Annotated in this window: 22 protein-coding genes and 1 tRNA gene; 19 read left to right on the top strand and 4 right to left on the bottom strand. The window is 64.9% G+C overall.

Going from position 1 to position 18842, the window contains the following annotated elements:
* Positions 1-242: 242 nt before the first annotated feature.
* From QPK32_RS07295 to QPK32_RS07255, 9 genes are read left to right on the top strand one after another with little or no spacing between them, the layout of a single operon-like run.
* Positions 243-392 carry a hypothetical protein gene (locus tag QPK32_RS07295; RefSeq protein ID WP_290412114.1) on the top strand — a complete coding sequence of 50 codons (150 nt, stop codon included), beginning with the start codon at positions 243-245 and terminating at the stop codon, positions 390-392.
* A 13-nt stretch (positions 393-405) separates the two neighbouring features.
* On the top strand, positions 406-777 hold the full coding sequence (locus QPK32_RS07290; protein ID WP_290412113.1) for a hypothetical protein: 372 nt from the start codon (positions 406-408) through the stop codon (positions 775-777).
* A gap of 26 nt (positions 778-803) precedes the next feature.
* Complete coding sequence (locus tag QPK32_RS07285; protein ID WP_290412112.1) at positions 804-1001, top strand: hypothetical protein; 198 nt, start codon at positions 804-806, stop codon at positions 999-1001.
* 24 nt (positions 1002-1025) lie between these two features.
* Positions 1026-2159 carry a hypothetical protein gene (locus tag QPK32_RS07280; protein WP_290412111.1) on the top strand — a complete coding sequence of 378 codons (1134 nt, stop codon included), beginning with the start codon at positions 1026-1028 and terminating at the stop codon, positions 2157-2159.
* On the top strand, positions 2152-2352 hold the full coding sequence (locus QPK32_RS07275; protein WP_290412110.1) for a hypothetical protein: 201 nt from the start codon (positions 2152-2154) through the stop codon (positions 2350-2352). The genes QPK32_RS07280 and QPK32_RS07275 overlap by 8 nt, the downstream gene beginning before the upstream one ends.
* Positions 2349-2975 (top strand): hypothetical protein, encoded by a 627-nt coding sequence (locus QPK32_RS07270; protein ID WP_290412109.1) that lies wholly within the window; start codon positions 2349-2351, stop codon positions 2973-2975. Before QPK32_RS07275 ends, QPK32_RS07270 begins: the two co-directional genes overlap by 4 nt.
* Complete coding sequence (locus QPK32_RS07265) at positions 2962-3198, top strand: hypothetical protein (RefSeq protein ID WP_290412108.1); 237 nt, start codon at positions 2962-2964, stop codon at positions 3196-3198. Before QPK32_RS07270 ends, QPK32_RS07265 begins: the two co-directional genes overlap by 14 nt.
* Positions 3195-3836 (top strand): hypothetical protein, encoded by a 642-nt coding sequence (locus QPK32_RS07260; protein ID WP_290412107.1) that lies wholly within the window; start codon positions 3195-3197, stop codon positions 3834-3836. The genes QPK32_RS07265 and QPK32_RS07260 overlap by 4 nt, the downstream gene beginning before the upstream one ends.
* Positions 3833-4057, top strand: a complete 225-nt coding sequence (locus tag QPK32_RS07255) for an AlpA family transcriptional regulator (RefSeq protein WP_290412106.1) — start codon at positions 3833-3835, stop codon at positions 4055-4057. The genes QPK32_RS07260 and QPK32_RS07255 overlap by 4 nt, the downstream gene beginning before the upstream one ends.
* Positions 4058-4153: 96 nt before the next feature.
* Here QPK32_RS07255 and QPK32_RS07250 read toward each other — a convergent pair.
* Positions 4154-4230, bottom strand: a tRNA-Pro gene (locus QPK32_RS07250).
* Between the two features lie 70 nt (positions 4231-4300).
* On the bottom strand, positions 4301-6196 hold the full coding sequence (locus QPK32_RS07245; protein ID WP_290412105.1) for an MFS transporter: 1896 nt from the start codon (positions 6194-6196) through the stop codon (positions 4301-4303).
* Positions 6197-6483: 287 nt separating this feature from the next.
* Between QPK32_RS07245 and QPK32_RS07240 the strand changes: the two genes are divergently transcribed.
* Positions 6484-6684, top strand: coding sequence for a hypothetical protein (locus QPK32_RS07240; protein WP_290412104.1), 201 nt, complete (start codon positions 6484-6486; stop codon positions 6682-6684).
* A gap of 51 nt (positions 6685-6735) precedes the next feature.
* Here the strand turns inward: QPK32_RS07240 and QPK32_RS07235 are convergent, their stop codons facing one another.
* Both QPK32_RS07235 and QPK32_RS07230 read right to left on the bottom strand, forming a co-directional pair.
* The gene (locus QPK32_RS07235; protein ID WP_290412103.1) at positions 6736-8055 is read right to left on the bottom strand and encodes a homoserine dehydrogenase; all 1320 of its coding nucleotides are present in this window, start codon (positions 8053-8055) and stop codon (positions 6736-6738) included.
* 17 nt (positions 8056-8072) lie between these two features.
* Positions 8073-9299: a pyridoxal phosphate-dependent aminotransferase gene (locus QPK32_RS07230; protein ID WP_290412102.1), complete on the bottom strand. Its 1227-nt coding sequence runs from the start codon at positions 9297-9299 to the stop codon at positions 8073-8075.
* 200 nt (positions 9300-9499) lie between these two features.
* Here QPK32_RS07230 and QPK32_RS07225 point away from each other — a divergent pair, with 200 nt between their 5' ends.
* The 9 genes from QPK32_RS07225 to QPK32_RS07185 all read left to right on the top strand — a co-directional run bounded on the left by QPK32_RS07225 (position 9500) and on the right by QPK32_RS07185 (position 18838).
* Positions 9500-9889: an Mth938-like domain-containing protein gene (locus QPK32_RS07225; RefSeq protein ID WP_290412101.1), complete on the top strand. Its 390-nt coding sequence runs from the start codon at positions 9500-9502 to the stop codon at positions 9887-9889.
* Positions 9886-11553: a glycosyltransferase family 39 protein gene (locus tag QPK32_RS07220; protein ID WP_290412100.1), complete on the top strand. Its 1668-nt coding sequence runs from the start codon at positions 9886-9888 to the stop codon at positions 11551-11553. The genes QPK32_RS07225 and QPK32_RS07220 overlap by 4 nt, the downstream gene beginning before the upstream one ends.
* A 10-nt stretch (positions 11554-11563) precedes the next feature.
* Positions 11564-11938 (top strand): 4-amino-4-deoxy-L-arabinose transferase, encoded by a 375-nt coding sequence (locus QPK32_RS07215; protein WP_290412099.1) that lies wholly within the window; start codon positions 11564-11566, stop codon positions 11936-11938.
* A 65-nt stretch (positions 11939-12003) separates the two neighbouring features.
* Positions 12004-13158, top strand: coding sequence for a DegT/DnrJ/EryC1/StrS aminotransferase family protein (locus QPK32_RS07210; RefSeq protein WP_290412098.1), 1155 nt, complete (start codon positions 12004-12006; stop codon positions 13156-13158).
* Positions 13155-14153, top strand: coding sequence for a glycosyltransferase (locus QPK32_RS07205; protein ID WP_290412097.1), 999 nt, complete (start codon positions 13155-13157; stop codon positions 14151-14153). The genes QPK32_RS07210 and QPK32_RS07205 overlap by 4 nt, the downstream gene beginning before the upstream one ends.
* 123 nt (positions 14154-14276) lie before the next feature.
* Positions 14277-15194, top strand: a complete 918-nt coding sequence (locus QPK32_RS07200; protein WP_290412096.1) for a formyltransferase — start codon at positions 14277-14279, stop codon at positions 15192-15194.
* A 3-nt stretch (positions 15195-15197) separates the two neighbouring features.
* Positions 15198-16136 carry a polysaccharide deacetylase family protein gene (locus QPK32_RS07195; protein WP_290412095.1) on the top strand — a complete coding sequence of 313 codons (939 nt, stop codon included), beginning with the start codon at positions 15198-15200 and terminating at the stop codon, positions 16134-16136.
* Positions 16137-16165: 29 nt separating this feature from the next.
* Positions 16166-16696, top strand: a complete 531-nt coding sequence (locus tag QPK32_RS07190) for a peroxiredoxin (protein WP_374046708.1) — start codon at positions 16166-16168, stop codon at positions 16694-16696.
* Between the two features lie 321 nt (positions 16697-17017).
* On the top strand, positions 17018-18838 hold the full coding sequence (locus QPK32_RS07185; protein WP_290412094.1) for a PhoH family protein: 1821 nt from the start codon (positions 17018-17020) through the stop codon (positions 18836-18838).
* The last annotated feature ends 4 nt before the right edge of the window (positions 18839-18842 follow it).

Here is an 18842-nt window from a genome sequence, read left to right as displayed (position 1 = left end):
AAGCCACCCGGTCTCTCACCACCGGATGGCCCCTTACGCCCTAACTTCTTTGGAGAAAGACAATGGCGAATGTTAATTCTAGCCCTTCCAAGGCCACACATGCAATATCAAAGATCAAGCAACCTTTAGTAACGCCCTATTCCTATTCGCCTTCCACCAAGCCGGTGAACAACGATGTGCTGTTCGCTGATCGCACTCTGACGATCAGCCGCGGTGCGAAGGTCATAGCAGACATCCTCCGCATGGACGTAGTCGAACGCGACAGCGGCCGCAACCCGGTGCTGGACGTCGATGGCATCGAGGCACTCGCCGGGCTTCTTTCCGAATCGATGTTTTCGCTGTCCGAGATGGCCGAGCAACGCCTCGACGACGTCAACTGCGGCAAGGCCTGAGGAGAGCATGCACATGAGCAAAGCCAATCCGCAATTCAGCCACCCGGGCCGCGCTGCCTACGAACTGCCCAAGCTCCTCAAGAACCTGGGTGATCTCGACCGCACAGCGAAGCTCTCCGAGGAACAGTACAACACCGTTGACGCCATCGTGTCGCACGCATGGGGCGCGGTGGAAACCATCGCCAGCGGCCTCGAATCGATCGGCGCACTCATGGGGATCGCCGGCAACGGAGATGAGGCCGTACCGGGCAAGCACGTCGCCGCATTGGGCGATTTGATTACCCACTTGGCAGTCGAGTTGCAGCACCTGCACGAGATCGAAACCGACATGGCGTCCACGCTGCAGTCGAGCGGAGATCGCCAGGTTGCCCGTCGCCCCAATTGAATCCGGCTGCACGCACAGGAGCCACTATGAGCACCCGAACAACCAGCAACAGCGACCTGCAGTTGACCGCACAGGAGCGCCAGCTGATCGACGTCTTCCGCTCGATGTCCAGCGCCGCCAAGCCAACCTTTATCGCCATGGGTAAAGGCATTGCGCGCGGTGACCCTGCCGCACGGGACTCGGCGCCGAGACTGAAGCTCGTCCATTCCCAAGACCGTAACTAATCTCAATCACTCAGAGAAATCATCATGAACGCAAAAAACCAAGCTGCCGCCCAGAAAGCACCCAGTAGCGCTGATGGAATCGACGCCAACCTGTACCTCGCGGGCCTGAACGACATCCGCCGCACTCGCCTGTCGCTCTTGATCAGCGAGCGCGCTGGCGGCAACGTGTCGAAGTTTGCTCAGTCGCTGGGCTACTCCCACTCGCAGCTGCACCAGTTTCTTTCGCCGACCTACAACGAAGGCCGCAGTATCGGCGAGCTCGCAGCTCGCCTGCTCGAGCAACGCGCGGGCCTACAATTTGGCTGGCTCGACCAGCGCCTGAACGAGGATGCCGGAAAAACTTCCGGCATTACCGAACACGATCAGCGCCAGCTCGCCGAGCAGCGTGATGCCACGGACGCAGCGGTCAGGTCCAACTTTGTTCGAACCACCGGCGATGGACTGACCGTCCCTGCTGCGGCAGGGGCGGCCTCGCTCGTCGATCCCGCTAAAGCGGGGACGCCGGAACTTTGCCCAGGCGAGGTCTACGCGGGCGTGGCTATCTGGCCTAATGGCGACCCATACCACCTCATCCTCTCCCCGGACGATAAGCGGATCAATGGCATCTACGAAGCCGAGCGCATCTTGAGGGGCATGGGTAAGGAGCACGATCTGCCGACTTACATCGAGTTGACGATCCTCTGCAAGCGCTTGCCCCAGCAATTTCACCCGAGCCTGTATCACACTGGTGATGAAGAAGTGCACGAAGGCGGAACAATGCCGGTGCTTTTCGATACGACTCCAGCTGGGCAACGTCGACGGGACGAGAACGAACTGCGTTTGCGTGCGATCCGTCGGGTGCCTGCCAATGAAGAGGCGGTCGACTTTGCCGCGATCACCGCCGAACAGCGCGAGATCACTATCGATGCGGCGCGATCAGTGGCTGGTTCAGGGGCTGATTGCGCATCCCCTGCGGTGGAATGCTTTATCACGTCTGCCGAAGTCGCAGCAGTGGCCGTGCGCCTGATCGACGAAGCTGCACGAAATGACGACGGTGGCGAGCAACCCACCGCCGATGACCATCTTGTTCGCGCAGGGATCATGACGGGCATTTGCTCGATGGCGATGGAAATCCAGTCCTTACTTGCGTCGAAGCGAAAGGCTGTCGGTCATGAATAACCCGTCTAATGATCGCATCGCTGAGGCCCTGCCCGCACGCGTCGACGGCATCGACGTCGCCAAGCTGCTCGGCACCTTGGGCGAGACGACTTTCGCCTGTGCCCACACGGATCTGTTCAGCCATTGCTTCCAGGCGTACCTCGTGCTGAGTGAGATCTACCGGGGCGCGCAAGCGCAGAAGGCGCCAGCATGAACCTGCAAGCGAAGAGCCAGGCCGAACGCGTGAGCGACGACACCTTCACCGCGCGCATGTGGCGGCTGGAAGAGTCGGGGAATAGTGCGGCCGCCAAGGAAGTGCGCTTGCAGTGGCGGTATGCACAGACCTCCGCCGGCTATCGCGACGACGTCGGCGCCCTCACCCGCCACGAGATCGAAGCGTTCGCGAGAGACAGTGGCGGTGACGCATATGCCTTCGCGCGTGCCGTGGAGCGTGCTGCGCTGATCAAGGCGATGACGCTGCTGCCGGAGCTTCGACAAAGCGTCGATTACCAAAAGCACAGCCTGACCTACGGACGCGGCATCACGTACGGTTTCGCCGCCTACAGCGGTGCAATACGTGCGCTCGCCATGGGACCGGCCCAGGACGAAGCCGAGGAAAATAAGGCAGTAGAGCCGCGCCGGCGCGACGATGTCGCAAAGCTGGAGCAGGCGATTGATACGGGCACAGTCCGCCCGGGATTTGAGGCGTGGGCAGGTCCTAGACAATTCGACCTGCGCCAGCAGAGCGGTGAGTACACCAACATGGTGACGGCGTATGCGTGGATGGGATGGCTCGGCGCTAGTCTAGACAAGGAGGGAAGCAATGGCCAGGGCTAATCCAAAGGCGTACTTCCCGGGCCCGATCGCCAGGATCAGTTACCGCAAGGTCGACAAGACCGCCCAGATGTGGCGGAAGCACCGGCCCTACTTCGACACCTGGCGAGAGGCGCATGACCACATGCTTGCCGAAGCCGAAGCTAACTTGAAAAAGGCACAGGCGCAGTTGAACCGGGCGATTAACCATCACATGAAGGTGGCAGCGATGAAGGAGCCGAAATGAATTCGACTGGACGAAATATTTCGGTAAGCGACGCAGATTTCGCCGCCATCGTGAAGCGCTACGAGGACGCCGGCGACGTCCAGAACGCGGACATTATCCGCAAGCAGTGGGCGGCGTCCCGGGCGCCGCGCGGCTTCTTGGTCACGACTGGCGAGGTGCGATTCGAGTCCACGCCCGCTGTCGCCGCACCCGCTGTCGCCGAAGCACTATTCGATGCCATGGGCGCCGGAGGCAACGGCGACACCCTCGCTCTAGATCGAGTGCAGAGCGTCGATGGCCTAGCTCCGCAGTCGGCCCAGAGCGAGGCTGCAGGAGTAGCCGAAACCTGCAGGAGCAGCGAAAAGGTGCAGATGCAGGTGCAGCAGGACGACCGGCAGGTAGTCGTCATCAGTGGTCAGCGCCTCGGCAAGTCGGCTTTGATGGAGCTCCAGCAAAACGCCGCACGTTACCTCTGGCTTCGGGACAAGGCTGACAAGATGGGCGGCAGCTCGGCGCCGATGGTGGCCAGCCTGGACGCCGCCGGCCGAATGGTCGCGCTTCTCGATGGCGAAGACCTGGACGCTGCCGTCGACGTCGCGATGGCAAGGCGGGCGCCGCAGCGCGGAACGAAAACGAAACGAACTGGAACGGATCAATGAACGCTAAAAAATTCCTACGCCTCCCCGAGGTCAAGGCCCGGGTCGGTATGTCGCGTACGGCGATCTATCGCGACATGCAAGCCGGCCTGTTCCCGAAGCAGATCGCGATCGGCCGGAACGCAGTCGCATGGGACTCCGATGAAATTGAGCAGTGGCAGCAAAGCAAGATCGAGGCATCACGCAACGGCATGACGCCGGAAAAAAGTGCCTTGCAGGGGTAATTTATAGGGGTAAAAACTGTAGGGGTAAATGTAGGGGTAACGCTGCAAGAAAGAAAAAAGGCCAGCTAAGAAGCTGGCCTAAGTTCTTGATTCTATTGGTCGGGGCGAGAGGATTCGAACCTCCGACCACCTGCACCCCATGCAGGTACGCTACCGGGCTGCGCTACGCCCCGACTCGGGCCACAATTATATCAAAGCCGCGCGCAAAGGTTAAGCTTTTGGCACAGGCAAGATTGAGGCCGTTCATTTCCAGTCTCCGCGCAGCGCCAGCACCTGCTCGTACAGCCCTTCCGGCGTCACGTCCTGCGGCGGCACGGGCACGCCCACGGCCAGCGCCAGGCGCGAACGCCAGCCCCTTGCGAACGTGCGCTCGAACACATTGGCCGGGTCGCGCGAGAACACGCTGCCCCACAGGCCGCGCAGCGCCATCGGGATCACGGGCACCTTGCTGCGCTCGACGATCTTGCTGACCCCGCCGCGGAATTCGTTCATGTCGCCCGTGCGCGTCAGCTTTCCCTCCGGGAAGATGCAGACGAGGTCGCCTTCGTGCAGGGCCTGGGCGATGTCGATGAAGGCGCGCTCCATCAGCCACGGGTCTTCCTTGGCCGGCGCGATGGGAATCGCCTTTGCCGTGCGGAAGATGAAGCCCAGCAGCGGTGTTTTAAAGATGCGGTGATCCATCACGAAACGGATCGGGCGCGGGCTGGCGGCCATGATGACGATGGCGTCGACGTAGCTGACGTGGTTGCAGACCAGCACGGCGGCGCCCTCCTGCGGGATCCTTGCCGCGTCCACGGTGGAGACGCGGTGGATCGTGTGGATCAGCAGCCAGGCCAGGAAGCGCATCAGGAATTCCGGCACCAGCGAGAAGATGTAGGCGGCGACGATGGCGTTCAGCAGCGCCGTGGTCAGGAACATTTCCGGGATCGTGAAGCCCTGCTTCACGAGCAGGATCGCCACGCCGGCGGCGGCCACCATGAACAGCGCGTTCAGGATGTTCATGCCGGCGATGGTGCGCGACACGTGCTGCGGGTCGCAGCGGGTCTGGATCAGGGCGAACAAGGGCACGATGAAGAAGCCGCCGAACACGCCCAGCAGCAGCAGGTCGGCCAGGATGCGCCAGGCGCCCTGCTGGGCAACGAGCGCGAGCGCGTCGACACTCGCCGTGTTCACGTAGCCAAGGCTGGCGAAATACAGGTCGATGCCGAACACCGACAGGCCGATCGCGCCGAACGGCACCAGGCCGATCTCGACCTTGCCGCCCGACAGTTTGTCGCACAGGAGGGAGCCGGTGCCGATGCCCAGCGAAAAGACGGTGAGCAGCAGCACGAACACGCTGTGGTCGCCATGCAGGTAATCCTTGGCGTACAGGGGGAATTGCGCCAGCAGCAGGGCGCCATAGAACCAGAACCAGGAATTGCCCAGCATCGACAGGAACACGGTGCGGTTCTTGCGCGAGAACGCGATGTTGCGCACGGATTCCGCGACGAAGTTGGCGCTGATCCTGAGGTCCGGCACCGGCGCCGGCGACACCGGGATGCGCCAGCTCGACGCCAGGCCCAGCGCCGCCACGCCCAGCGTGCCGAAGGCGACCAGTTCCGCGCCCAGGTGGCCGTGGCTGGCGAGCAGCGCGCCGACCACTTCGCCCAGCAGGATGCCGACGAAGGTGCCCATCTCGATCACGCCGTTGCCGCCGACCAGCTCGTCGTTGCGCAGGTGCTGCGGCAGGTAGGCGTATTTGACGGGACCGAACAGCGTCGAGTGGATGCCCATGCCCGCCACCGCCGCGATCAGGAGCCACAGCGTGTGCGTCAGCCAGCCGAGCGCGGCGACGGCCATGATGCCCACCTCGAGCAGCTTGACGAAGCGCGCCAGCCTGCCCTTCTCCACCTTGTCGGCGATCTGGCCGGCGGTGGCCGAGAACAGGACGTAGGGCAGGATGAACAGGCCCGGCACCAGGTTGTTCAGCAGCGCCGGAGAAAGGTCGGTCCAGGACGCCGCGTCGAAGGTCAGCACCGTCATCAGCGCCGTCTTGAACAGGTTGTCGTTGAAGGCGCCCAGGAACTGGGTCCAGAAGAAGGGGCCGAAGCGGCGCTGGGCAAGCAGGGCGAACTGGCTGGTATGCGGCGTGGAGCTCATGGAAATCGCGGTTCGTGAACGAGATGCGTAATCTACAGTACAACGTTGGCCTTGAAAATCCAGTATTGCTGACCATCAAATTAGGTAGCATGGGTCGATACCCCAAGTAACAAGGAGCGCCACGTTACCTATTTGGTATCGCTTGCCGAAACCTTTTGCTATAAAGATCTTTTGGCATATTGCGTACAGACAAGTATGCGTTGCCGTAAACCGGCGATGGCTTGAAGCAGCTCAAACATGCCGACCGACACGCTTTTTGTGCACTGCAGCGCAGGTAGAATGCGCGCATGAATCCTACCGACCACTTCCTCTCGCAGGTCAACGCCCGCGAAGCGTTGTACGACCAGATCGAGCGTGAACTGCGCGCGCTCACCATCGCCCGGCTCGACGGCACGGATGGCGCCCCACGCCAGGCCGTGGACGAATTCGCCGATGACTATCCGCTGTGCTTCCGCATGCCGCCACCGCCGCGCCGTCACCAGGCATGAAAAAAGCCGGCCGTCCTCGCGGACGCCGGCTGGCGGCGGCGTCAAGCCGGATCAGCCCAGGCTTTCCAGGCGGATGCGCACCACCTTGCCCACCGTGGTCGGCAATTGCTCGATCTTGGCGATGGCCGCGTCGACGTTCTTCTCGCGCGTCTGGTGCGTGATGATGACGATGTCGGTGCGGGTCTTTTCGCCCGGCTCCTTCTGCAGCACGGCGTCGATCGAGATGCCGGCGTCGGCCAGGATGCGCGTCAGGTCGGCCATCACGCCCAGCTGGTCCTGCACGGTCACGCGCAGGTAGTAGCTGGTCTTGATTTCCGCCATCGGGCGGATCGGCACGTCGGCCAGTTCCGTCGGCTGGAAGGCCAGGTGCGGCACGCGCGAGTACGGGTCGACGGTCGCCAGGCGGGTCACGTCGATCAGGTCGGCGATCACGGCCGACGCGGTCGGCTCGGCGCCGGCGCCCTTGCCGTAGTACATGGAAGTGCCGACGGCATCGGCATGCACCAGCACGGCATTCATCGGGCCTTCGACGTTGGCGATCAGGCGCGCGGTCGGGATCAGCGTGGGATGCACGCGCAGCTCGATGCCCTCGGCCTCGTCGACGACGGTGCGGCGGGTGATGCCCAGGAGCTTGATGCGGTAGCCCAGTTCCTCCGCATAGCGGATGTCGACGGCCTGCAGCTTGCTGATGCCCTCCACGTAGGCGCTGTCGAATTGCATCGGGATGCCGAAGGCGATCGCGGCCATGATGGTCAGCTTGTGCGCCGCGTCCACGCCTTCGATGTCGAAGGTCGGGTCGGCCTCGGCATAGCCGAGTTCCTGCGCCTGCTTGAGCACGGTGGCGAAGTCCAGGCCCTTGTCGCGCATCTCGGACAGGATGAAGTTGGTGGTGCCGTTGATGATGCCGGCCACGGATTCGATGCGGTTGGCCGACAGGCCTTCGCGCAGCGCCTTGATGATCGGCACGCCGCCGGCGACGGCCGCTTCGAAGGCGACCATCACGCCCTTCTCGTGGGCGGCGGCGAAGATCTCGTTGCCGTGCAGCGCCAGCAGCGCCTTGTTGGCGGTGACGACGTGCTTGCCGTTGGCGATGGCCTGCAGCACCAGCTCGCGCGACGGTGCATAGCCGCCGATCAGTTCGACGACGATGTCGATGGCGGGATCGTTCACCACGTCGAACGGATCGCTGACGATGGCGCAGGCCTCGCCGACGATGGCGCGGGCGCGCTCGGGTTTGCGGGCGGCGACCTTGGCCACCTCGATGCCGCGGCCGGCGCGGCGGCGGATTTCTTCCTGGTTGCGTTGGAGGACCTGGAAGGTACCGGCACCGACGGTGCCGATGCCGAGCAGGCCGACTTGGATAGGTTTCATGGATGCGTTTTCGTGTTTCAGCGCGCGTGGCGGCGCCGGTAACCGTCGAGGAAGCGCGCGATGCGGCCGCACGCGTCGGTCAGGTCGTCGGAATTGGGGAGGAACACCAGACGGAAATGGTCCGGCGATTTCCAGTTGAAGCCGGTGCCTTGCACCAGCAGGACTTTTTCCTCGGACAGCAGCTCGCAGATAAATTGCTGGTCGTCCGCGATCGGATAGATCTTCGGGTCGAGGCGGGGGAACATGTACAGCGCCGCTTTTGGCTTGACGCAGCTTACGCCCGGAATATCGGTCAGGAGTTTGTGGGCCAGGTCGCGCTGGCGCGCCAGGCGGCCGCCCGGCGCCACCAGGTCGGCGATGCTCTGGTAGCCGCCCAGCGCGGTCTGGATCGCGAACTGGCCCGGCGCGTTCGCGCACAGGCGCATCGAGGCCAGCATGTTCAGGCCTTCGATATAGTCCTTGGCATGGCGCTTCTCGCCCGACACCACCATCCAGCCCGCGCGGTAGCCGCAGGAGCGGTAGTTCTTCGACAGGCCGTTCAGGGTGACGAACAGCACGTCGTCGGCCAGCGAGGCCATCGAGACGTGCTCGGCGCCGTCGTACAGGGTCTTGTCGTAGATCTCGTCGGCGTAGACGATCAGCTGGTGCTGGCGCGCCAGCTCGATGATCTCCAGCAGCACCTCGCGCGAATACAGCGCGCCGGTCGGGTTGTTCGGGTTGATGACGACGATCGCGCGCGTGTTCGGCGTGATCTTCCTGCGCATGTCGTCGATGTCCGGCATCCAGCCGGCCTCTTCGTCGCAGATGTAGTGCACCGGGTTGCCGCCGGCCAGGCTCACGGCGGCGGTCCACAGCGGATAGTCGGGGGCCGGCACCAGCACTTCGTCGCCGCCGTTCAGCAGGCCCTGCATGGCCATCACGATCAGTTCGGAGGCGCCGTTGCCCAGGTAGATGTCGTCGATGCCGACGCCTTCGATGTTCTTGCCCTGGGTGTAGTGCATGACGGCCTTGCGCGGCGCGAACATGCCCTTCGAGTCCGTGTAGCCGGCCGCGCCGGACATGTTGCGGATCATGTCCTGCACGATCTCGTCGGGAGGATCGAAGCCGAACACGGCCAGGTTGCCGATGTTCAGCTTGATGATCTTGTGGCCGTCGTCCTCCATCTGGCGCGCGATCTGCAGGGCCGGGCCGCGGATCTCGTAACAGACATCATCCAGCTTATTGGACTTCAAAATCGGTCGCACAATATCACCTTGTTCAATCAGGCCGCGGTTCGCTGCCGGCACGCGTCGCATTTGTTGCAATGCGAAAAAGAAATTCCATTCTGCCGAAAGCCGCCATATTAAGCAACCCAACATAACTTTAATGTAATCCAGCAAATTAAATTCGCAGGTTAAAATGGTCGTCCGCACCTGCGACCTGCATCCGCTACCGGTTCCTCTCTATGAAGCTCCATACCAGCAGCACCGAAAAATACCAGACCGTCACGGGCTACGACCAGTCCGGCGTCGAGATCAACGCCAAGCGCTACGACTACAGCGTGCTCGTCATGCCCGAAGTGGCGCCGCGCGCCTGGAACGTGGCCCACTTCGACGAGCTGACGCCCGCCCACTTCGAGACGATCGCCGCCGACAAGCCGGACGTCGTCATCCTCGGCACCGGCGAGCGCCAGCGCTTCGTGCATCCGAAGCTGGTGGCCAGCCTGTCGGGCCAGCGCATCGGCGTGGAGTCGATGGACAGCCACGCGGCCTGCCGCACCTACAACATCCTGATGGGCGAAGGCCGCAAGGCCACCCTGGCACTGATCATCGAGGGCGCGAAGGCCCCCGAATGAACGAACTGCACCGGAACGCGGCGCTGCGCTGGACGCTGCTGCTCGTCCTCGCCGCCGCGCTTCTTGCCGTGCTGGGCGTGCGCACGCTGGTGCCCGCCGACGAAGGACGGTATGCCGAGATGGCGCGCGAGATGTTCGCCAGCGGCGACTGGATCACCACGCGCCTGAACGGCATCAAGTACTTCGAGAAGCCGCCGCTCCAGACCTGGATGAACGCCCTCACCTTTTCCCTGTTCGGGCTGGGCGAATGGCAGGCCCGCCTGTGGACGGGCCTGTGCGGCCTGGCCGGCGTGGTGCTGACCGGCATCGCCGGCACCCGCGTGTTCGGCGAGCGCACCGGCTTCTACGCGGCCCTGGTGCTGGGTTCCTCCGTATTCTGGGTCGTCGGCAGCCAGGCCAATTCGCTCGACATGAGCCTGTCCGCCGCGATGGCGCTGTCGCTGTGCGCACTGCTCATCGCCCAGCGCGACGGCGCCGGCGCGCGCGAACGGCGCAACTGGATGCTGGCCTGCTGGGCCGGCATGGCGCTGGCCGTGCTGTCCAAGGGCCTGGTCGGCATCGTGCTGCCGGGCGCCGTGCTGGTGCTGTATTCCCTCATCGCGCGCGACCTGCGCATCTGGACGCGCCTGCACCTGGGCAAGGGCCTGCTGCTGTTCTTCCTGATCACGGCGCCGTGGTTCGTGCTGGTCGGCCTGAAGAATCCCGAGCAGCCCTACTTCTTCTTCGTCCACGAACACTTCGCCAGGTTCCTGCTGAAGGGCCACAACCGCGAGGAGCCGTGGTGGTACTTCCTGCCGCTGCTGGCCGCGGGCAGCATGCCCTGGCTGGGCGTGCTGGCCCAAAGCCTCGCCGGCGGCGCGAGGAACGACGGCCCGGCGCAGGCCTTCCGCCCCCGCCTGCTGCTGCTGGTCTGGGCCGTGTTCATTTTCCTGTTCTTCAGCGTCTCGAATTCGAAGCTGCCCGCCTACATCCTGCCCGTGTTCCCGGCCGTGGCGCTGCTGGTCGCGCACCGCCTGGACGAAGGCCCGCGCCGCGGCCGCATGCTGGCCGCCGGCTCGACCGCCCTGCTGGGCGCCGCCTTCGTGGCCGTGGTGCCGTTCATGGAACACCTGGCGCGCCGGCCGGGCGAGGCCGCGCTGTACGAGGCGTTCCAGCCATGGGTGCTGGCGGCCGGCATCGTGCTGCTGGTCGGCGGCCTGCTGGCGCTGCTGTATGCGCGCCAGATGCTGAGCGACCTGTCCGTGCTGGTGCTCGCGCTGGCGGCATTCGCCGCCACGCAATCGATCATGGCCGGCTTCGAGCCGGTCGGCCGCGCGCGCGCCGGCCTCGACCTGCTGCCGGCCCTGCAGGCCGCCGGCGCCACGGATCCGTCCGTGCCCGTGTACTCGGTGGGCCTGTACGAGCAATCGCTCACCTTCTACCTGAACCGCACCGTGACCCTGGTCGCGTTCGAGGACGAATTCGCCTTCGGCCTGCAGCAGGAGCCGCAGCGCTGGATTCCTTCCATGGCGGCCTTCGTCGCGCGCTGGCGCGACGACGCCGCCGCGGGCCGGCGCAACGTCGCCATCATCCGCCCGGAATTCGTGGCGGACCTGCGGCGCCAGGGCGTGCCGCTGCGCGTGGTTGCCGGCGACGCCCGGCGCAGCGTGATCGTGAACTACTGAGCCTTTCTCCATGAACCTGACCACCTTTGCCTTCATCCTGTCCGGCGTGCTGCTCAATGCCTGCGCCCAATTGTTCCTCAAGGCGGGCACCAACGCCATGGGCGGCGCGATCCACCTGACCGCGCAGAACGCGCTGCCGACCTTCCTGAAGGTCGTGAGCCAGCTGCCGATCCTGGCCGGCCTGGCCTGCTACGGCGTGTCCCTGGTCGTCTGGATCGTCGGCCTGTCGCGCACCGACGTCACCATCGCCTATCCGATGCTCTCGCTCGGCTACGTGGTGTCCGCGCTGGGCGCCTGGATGTTCCTGGGCGAGGTGATTCCGCCCCAGCGCCTGCTGGCGATCGGCCTGATCATGCTGGGCGTGATCCTGCTCGCGCGTACCTGAACGGCACGCTGCTACCATTTCCGCACCGTCCCTTATCGAGTTTTCAACACGTTCCACGAGTTCCCATGAGCACCGAGCTGCCCTTCCTGCCCTTCTCGCGGCCCACGATCGACGAAGATACCATTGCCGCCGTCGGCGACGTGCTGCGTTCCGGATGGATCACCACCGGCCCCAAGAACGCCGCCTTCGAGGCGCTGCTGTCCGAGTACTTCGGCGGCCGCCCCGTGCGCACCTTCAATTCCGGCACCTGCACGATGGAAATCGCGCTGCGCATCGCCGGCGTGGGACCGGGCGACGAGGTGATCACCACGCCCGTCTCGTGGCCCGCCACGGCCAACGTCATCCTCGAGACGGGCGCCACCCCCGTGTTCGCCGACATCGACCCCGTCACCCGCAACATCGACCTGGACCGGCTGGAAGCGGCGATCACCCCGCGCACGCGCGCGCTGATTCCCGTCTACCTGTCCGGCCTGCCCGTGGACATGGACCGCCTGTACGCCATCGCGCGCAAGCACAAGCTGCGCGTGGTCGAGGATGCGGCCCAGGCCCTGGGCTCGACGTGGAACGGCCAGCGCATCGGTTCCTTCGGCGACTTCGCCTCGTTCAGCTTCCAGGCCAACAAGAACATCACGACGGGCGAAGGCGGCTGCCTGGTGCTGAACGACCTCGAGGAAGTGCGCCTGGCCGAGAAGTACCGGCTGCAGGGCGTGACGCGCAGCGGCGTGGACGGCATCGACGTCGACGTCCTGGGCGGCAAATACAATATGAGCGACATCATGGCCGCCATCGGCCTGGGCCAGATGAAGCACCTGGACACGGTGACGGCCCACCGCGCCGCCCTGGCGCGCCATTACTTCGACTGCTTCGGCGCGGACTTCGAGGAGCGCTACGGCGCCCAGCTGCCCGTGCAGGCCTTCGGCAGCTCGAACTGGCACCTGTTCCAGATCATCCTGCCGGACAACGGCCCCGGCACGCGCGCCGCCTTCATGACGCGCCTGCAGCAGGAGTTCAACATCGGCACCGGCTACCACTACGCGCCCATCCACCTGTTCACGCTGTACCGCGAGCGCGGCTTCAAGGAAGGCATGTTCCCCGTCGCCGAGCGCATCGGCCGGCTGACCGTCACGCTGCCGATGTTCGCCGCGATGACCGTCGCCGACGTCGAGCGCGTCGTCGCGGCCGTCAAGCAGGTGCTGCAGCCGAAGGTGCGACAGCAATGAGCGTCGTGACCCTCAAACCGGAACTGTCCGTCGTCATCCCCGTCTACAACGAAGAGGCGGGCCTGGCGAACCTGTTCGCGCGCCTGTATCCGGCGCTGGACGCGCTGGGCATGGCCTACGAGATCGTGTTCGTCAACGACGGCAGCCGCGACAATTCCGTCTCGATCCTGGCCGAGCAGTACCGCCAGCGCCCGGACGTGACGCGCGTCGTCCTCTTCAACGGCAACTACGGCCAGCACATGGCGATCCTGGCCGGCTTCGAGCAGACCCGCGGCAGCATCGTGGTCACGCTCGACGCCGACCTGCAGAATCCGCCCGAGGAAATCCGCAAGCTGGTCGCCAAGATGCGCGAAGGCTACGACTACGTGGGCTCGATCCGCCGCAAGCGCCAGGATTCGGCATGGCGCACGGTCGCATCGAAAGCCATGAACGGGGTGCGCGAACGCATCACCAACATCCACATCACGGACCAGGGCAATATGCTGCGCGCCTACGGGCGCAACGTGATCGACCTGGTCAACCAGTGCGGCGAGGTGAACACCTTCGTGCCGGCGCTCGCGTACAAGTTCGCGCGCAAGCCGACCGAGATCGTCGTCGAGCACGAGGAACGGGCAGCCGGCGAATCGAAGTATTCGCTGTACAGCCTGATCCGCCTGAACTTCGACCTGATGACGGGATTCTCGCTGGTGCCGCTGCAGTTCTTCTCGCTGCTGGGCATGGCGATGTCGCTGCTGTCGGCCCTCCTCGTGATCGTGCTGCTGCTGCGCCGCCTGTTCCTGGGCTCCGAGGCGGACGGTGTGTTCACGCTGTTCGCGATCGCCTTCTTCTTCATGGGCGTCATCGTGTTCGGCATCGGCCTCGTGGGCGAATACGTGGGCCGCATCTACCAGCAGGTGCGGGCACGGCCGCGCTACGTGGTGGCGACGATCCTGCAGGGCGTGCCGGACGATAAAGTCGACGACGACGCTGTAGAGAAGCGCGAAGTGGCGCGCTGAATCATACGCACGTCGTCCCTGCGCAGGCAGGGACCCAATTTCGCCTGATCGATCGGCACGCAGAAATTGGGCCCCCGCCTTCGCGGGGGTGACGGTGGTCTCTCAATTACTGTATTGGAAATCATGAACCAACCCCGCAAACGCGCCGTCGTCTTCGCCTACCACAACGTCGGCGTGCGCTGCCTGAAGGTGCTGCTGGCCGCAAACGTCGACGTCGCCCTCGTCGTCACGCACGAGGACAGCGCCACGGAAAACATCTGGTTCGAATCCGTCCAGTCGCTGTGCGAGACGGAAGGCATTCCCTTCATCACGCCGGACGACCCGAAGTCGCCGGCGCTGCTGCAGGCCGTGCAGGCCGCGCGGCCGGACCTGATGTTCAGCTTCTACTACCGCCACATGCTGCCGCAGGCGGTCCTCGACGTGGCGCCGGCGTATAACATGCACGGCTCGCTGCTGCCCGCCTACCGCGGCCGCGCGCCCGTGAACTGGGCCGTGCTGCACGGCGAGCGCGAGACGGGCGCCTCGCTGCACGCGATGACGGCCAAGCCGGACGCCGGCCGCATCGTCGCGCAGCAGGCGGTGCCGATCCTGCCCGACGACACCGCGTTCGAGGTGTTCGGCAAGGTGACGGTCGCCGCCGAGCTGGCGCTGTACCGCGTGCTGCCGGCGCTGCTGGACGGCAGCGCCCCACGCCTGCCCAACGACCTGGCGCAGGGTGGCTACTTCGGCGGCCGCAAGCCGGAAGACGGCCGCATCGACTGGACCAAAGCCGCGCAGGACGTCTACAACCTGCACCGCGCCGTCGCCCCGCCCTACCCGGGCGCCTTCACGGATGTGGGCCCGCGCCGCTACACGATCGAGCGGGCGCGCCTCGGCGGTCCCGCCCCGGACGGGGCGAGCCCGGGCCTGGCCGTCGTGGGCGACGCCATCGTCGGCGTCTGCGGCGACGGGCGGACCATCGCCATCCACGGCCTGCTGGCCGACGGCCTGCGTATCGGCCCGGGCGAGCTGCGCCAGCAACTCGCCGGCGCGAAAGGCTGAACCGTGGAACCGCTGCTCGTCCTCAAGATCGACGTCGACACCTACCGCGGCACCCGCGAAGGCGTGCCGAACCTGGCGCGCATGCTCGCGCGCCACGGGGCCGGCGCGACGTTCCTGTTCTCGCTGGGTCCGGACCACACGGGCCGGGCGATGAAGCGCGCGCTGCGGCCGGGCTTCTTCAGCAAGGTCTCGCGCACCTCGGTCGTCGAGCACTACGGATTGAAGACGCTGATGTACGGCGTGCTGCTGCCGGGCCCGGACATCGGCGCCAAGGCCGCCGCCGAGATGCGCGCCGTGCGCGATGCCGGCTTCGAATGCGGCATCCACACCTGGGACCACGTGCTGTGGCAGGATGCCGTGCGCACCCGCGGCGACGCGTGGACGCTGCGCATGCTGGAGCACAGCGAGCGGCGCTACCGCGAGGTGTTCGGGCAAGCGCCGCACACGCACGGCGCGGCCGGCTGGCAGATGAACGGCGCCGCGTTCGCGCGCCACGACGCCGCCGGCTACCGCTACGCCTCGGACGGCCGCGCCCTGCTGAACGACGACGGTTCCCTGCGCGATCCGCAGGCCGGCCCCTACCGCCTGCCGGGCCTGTCCTGCATCCAGATGCCGACCACGCTGCCGACGCTGGACGAGCTGCTGGGCCGCGAGATCGGCGGCAAGGTGCTGGACGAGGACAATATCGCCGACCACCTGCTGGCCTTGACGGCCGACAGGCGCGACCACGTGTATACCTTGCACGCTGAGCTTGAAGGACAGAAACTTGCCCCCATATTCGACCGGCTATTGTCAGGTTGGAAAGCCCAGGGCTACCGGCTTGCCGCGATGGCCGACTATCATGAGAAGATCAAGGATGTCCCGCTGCCGGCGTACCCGTTGCAGTGGGGCCAGGTGCCGGGCCGGTCAGGCGAACTGATCGTGCTCGACACGCATCGCTAAAATAAAACCGGTTCCTTCAGGAGAAACCCGTGGCCGACAGCCCAAACGCAGCACCGGCGGCAGACACTGCCGCAGCACCCGTCCCGCCAGCGCTCAATGCCAAGCTGGACAATTTCAGCGCCGCCATGACCGGCGGCCAGACCTTCGAGCTGGACGGCCGTCCCGCCAAGTACACGGTGCTGTACTTCTACCCGAAGGACAGCACGCCCGGCTGCACCACGGAGGCGATGGCCTTCCGCGACCACCACGACGACTTCGCCAAGCTGGGCGCGGCCGTGTTCGGCATCAGCCGCGACTCGCTCCGTTCGCACGAGAACTTCAAGGCCAAACTGGGCCTGCCGTTCGAACTGATCTCCGACCCCGAAGAACTGGTGTGCAACCAGTTCGCCGTCATGAAGATGAAAAACATGTATGGCAAGAAAGTGCGCGGGGTAGAGCGCAGTACGTTTGTCATTGACGCTGACGGCAAAGTGGTGAAAGAATGGCGTGGCGTGAAAGTCAATGATCACGTAAAAGAAGTGCTGGAATTTTTGCAGAGCCAGCCCCAGGCGACCGAATAAGCTACTACGCGTTGCAGGGGCGGTTTGCGATGCTCGCTGTACTTGCGTACAGCTGCGCTTCTCAACCACCCCTGCTGCCGCTCGCTACGCTTCTTCGGCCACCTGTGTACTGGAGGGCTCAGCCTAACAATCGTTGCCGAGCATTCGCCTATTTTGAGTCATAGTTGCACCTCCTTCCGTCAATTCCAATCTGGCTGCCGGCCCATTCCCTTCCATGGCCGGCCGGCGCCTCGCAGCTCTTCCCATAGTTGCATCTGTTCGCCCGGCGGCGCGTGTGTGCCGCGCGGAGCTTTTTCCGACCTTTTCTAGATTGAGAACCTGATGCCACTGCCCAAAATACCAACCAAGCCGGCAACCATCCTGCTGACCAAGGATTATCCCCAGCCCGTCGCCGGCAAGTCGCCCGTGCGCGCCGCCGCGAAGGCGGAAAACGATCCGGTCGAGGACCTGATCAGCGGTACCGCCGTGCCCGCCGCCAAGGCGAGCCGCGCGCGCAAGTCGAAGGCGGCGCTGCTGGCCGAGGCGCCGGCACGCGAGGCGACGCCCGTTGCGGCACCCATCGCGGCGCCCGTTCGCGCCGAAGCCCCGGCCAAGCCGGGCAAGTCCGACAAGGCTGCCAAGGACGGCGTCCAGGCCAAGCTGCGCGAGACCGACATCAACACGCCCCACCCGGCCAAGCACAAGCCCGTCGAGGTCAACGTCAAGTCGCCGGCCAGCCGCAAGGCCGACAGTTCCGGCGCGACCAAGATGTTCGTGCTCGACACCAACGTGCTGATGCATGATCCGACCTCGCTGTTCCGCTTCGAGGAACACGACGTCTACCTGCCGATGATGACGCTGGAAGAGCTCGACAACCACAAGAAGGGCATGTCGGAAGTCGCGCGCAATGCCCGCCAGGTGTCGCGCACGCTGGATGCCCTGATCGCCAACACGGAAGACGACGCGATCGAGACGGGCATCCCGCTGGCCAAGCTGGGCAACAAGGATGCCAAGGGCCGCCTGTACTTCCAGACCCGCCTGAACGCGGCCACGCTGCCGGAAGGCCTGCCCTCGGGCAAGGCCGACAACCAGATCCTGGGCGTCGTGCGCGCGCTGGAGATGGACCAGGAAGGCCGCGCCATCGTGCTGGTGTCCAAGGACATCAATATGCGCATCAAGGCCCGTGCCATGGGCCTGGCGGCCGAGGATTACTTCAACGACCATGTGCTCGAGGATACCGACCTGCTGTATTCGGGCATCGTGCAGCTGCCGGACGATTTCTGGACGCGCCACGGCAAGGGCATGGAGTCGTGGCAGGAGATCAAGGGCGGCTATTCGTCGACCTGGTACCGCGTCACCGGCCCGTTCATCCCCTCGCTGATGGTGAACCAGTTCGTCTACCTGGAAGGCAAGGGCGGCGAAGCGCCGTTCTACGGCCAGGTACGCCAGATCAACGGCAAGACGGCCGTGCTGCAGACGCTGCGCGACTACTCCAGCAACAAGAACAATGTCTGGGGCATCACGGCGCGCAACCGCGAGCAGAACTTCGCGCTGAACCTGTTGATGAATCCGGAGATCGACTTCGTCAGCCTGCTGGGCCAGGCCGGTACGGGCAAGACCCTGCTGGCGCTGGCCGCCGGCCTGGCGCAGGTGCTCGAGACCAAGCAGTACAACGAGATCATCGTCACCCGCGTGACGGTGCCGGTCGGCGAGGACATCGGCTTCCTGCCCGGTACGGAGGAAGAAAAGATGTCGCCCTGGATGGGCGCCTTCGACGACAACCTCGAGGTGCTGATGAAGTCGGACGGCGACGCCGGCGACTGGGGCCGCGCCGCGACCCAGGACCTGATCCGCTCGCGCATCAAGATCAAGTCGCTGAACTTCATGCGCGGCCGCACCTTCGTCAACAAGTTCCTGATCATCGACGAAGCGCAGAACCTGACGCCCAAGCAGATGAAGACCCTCGTCACCCGCGCCGGTCCCGGTACCAAGATCCTGTGCCTGGGCAATATCGCGCAGATCGACACGCCTTACCTGACCGAGGGGTCGAGCGGCCTGACCTATGTGGTCGACCGCTTCAAGGGCTGGAGCCACGGCGGCCACGTGACGCTGGCGCGCGGCGAACGCTCGCGCCTGGCCGACCACGCGAGCGACGTGCTGTAACCAC

Origin of the sequence: Massilia sp. YIM B02763 (genome assembly GCF_030412015.1) — a bacterium.
Lineage (GTDB): Bacteria > Pseudomonadota > Gammaproteobacteria > Burkholderiales > Burkholderiaceae_D > Telluria.
This window is presented reverse-complemented; position numbering and strand designations above follow the sequence as displayed.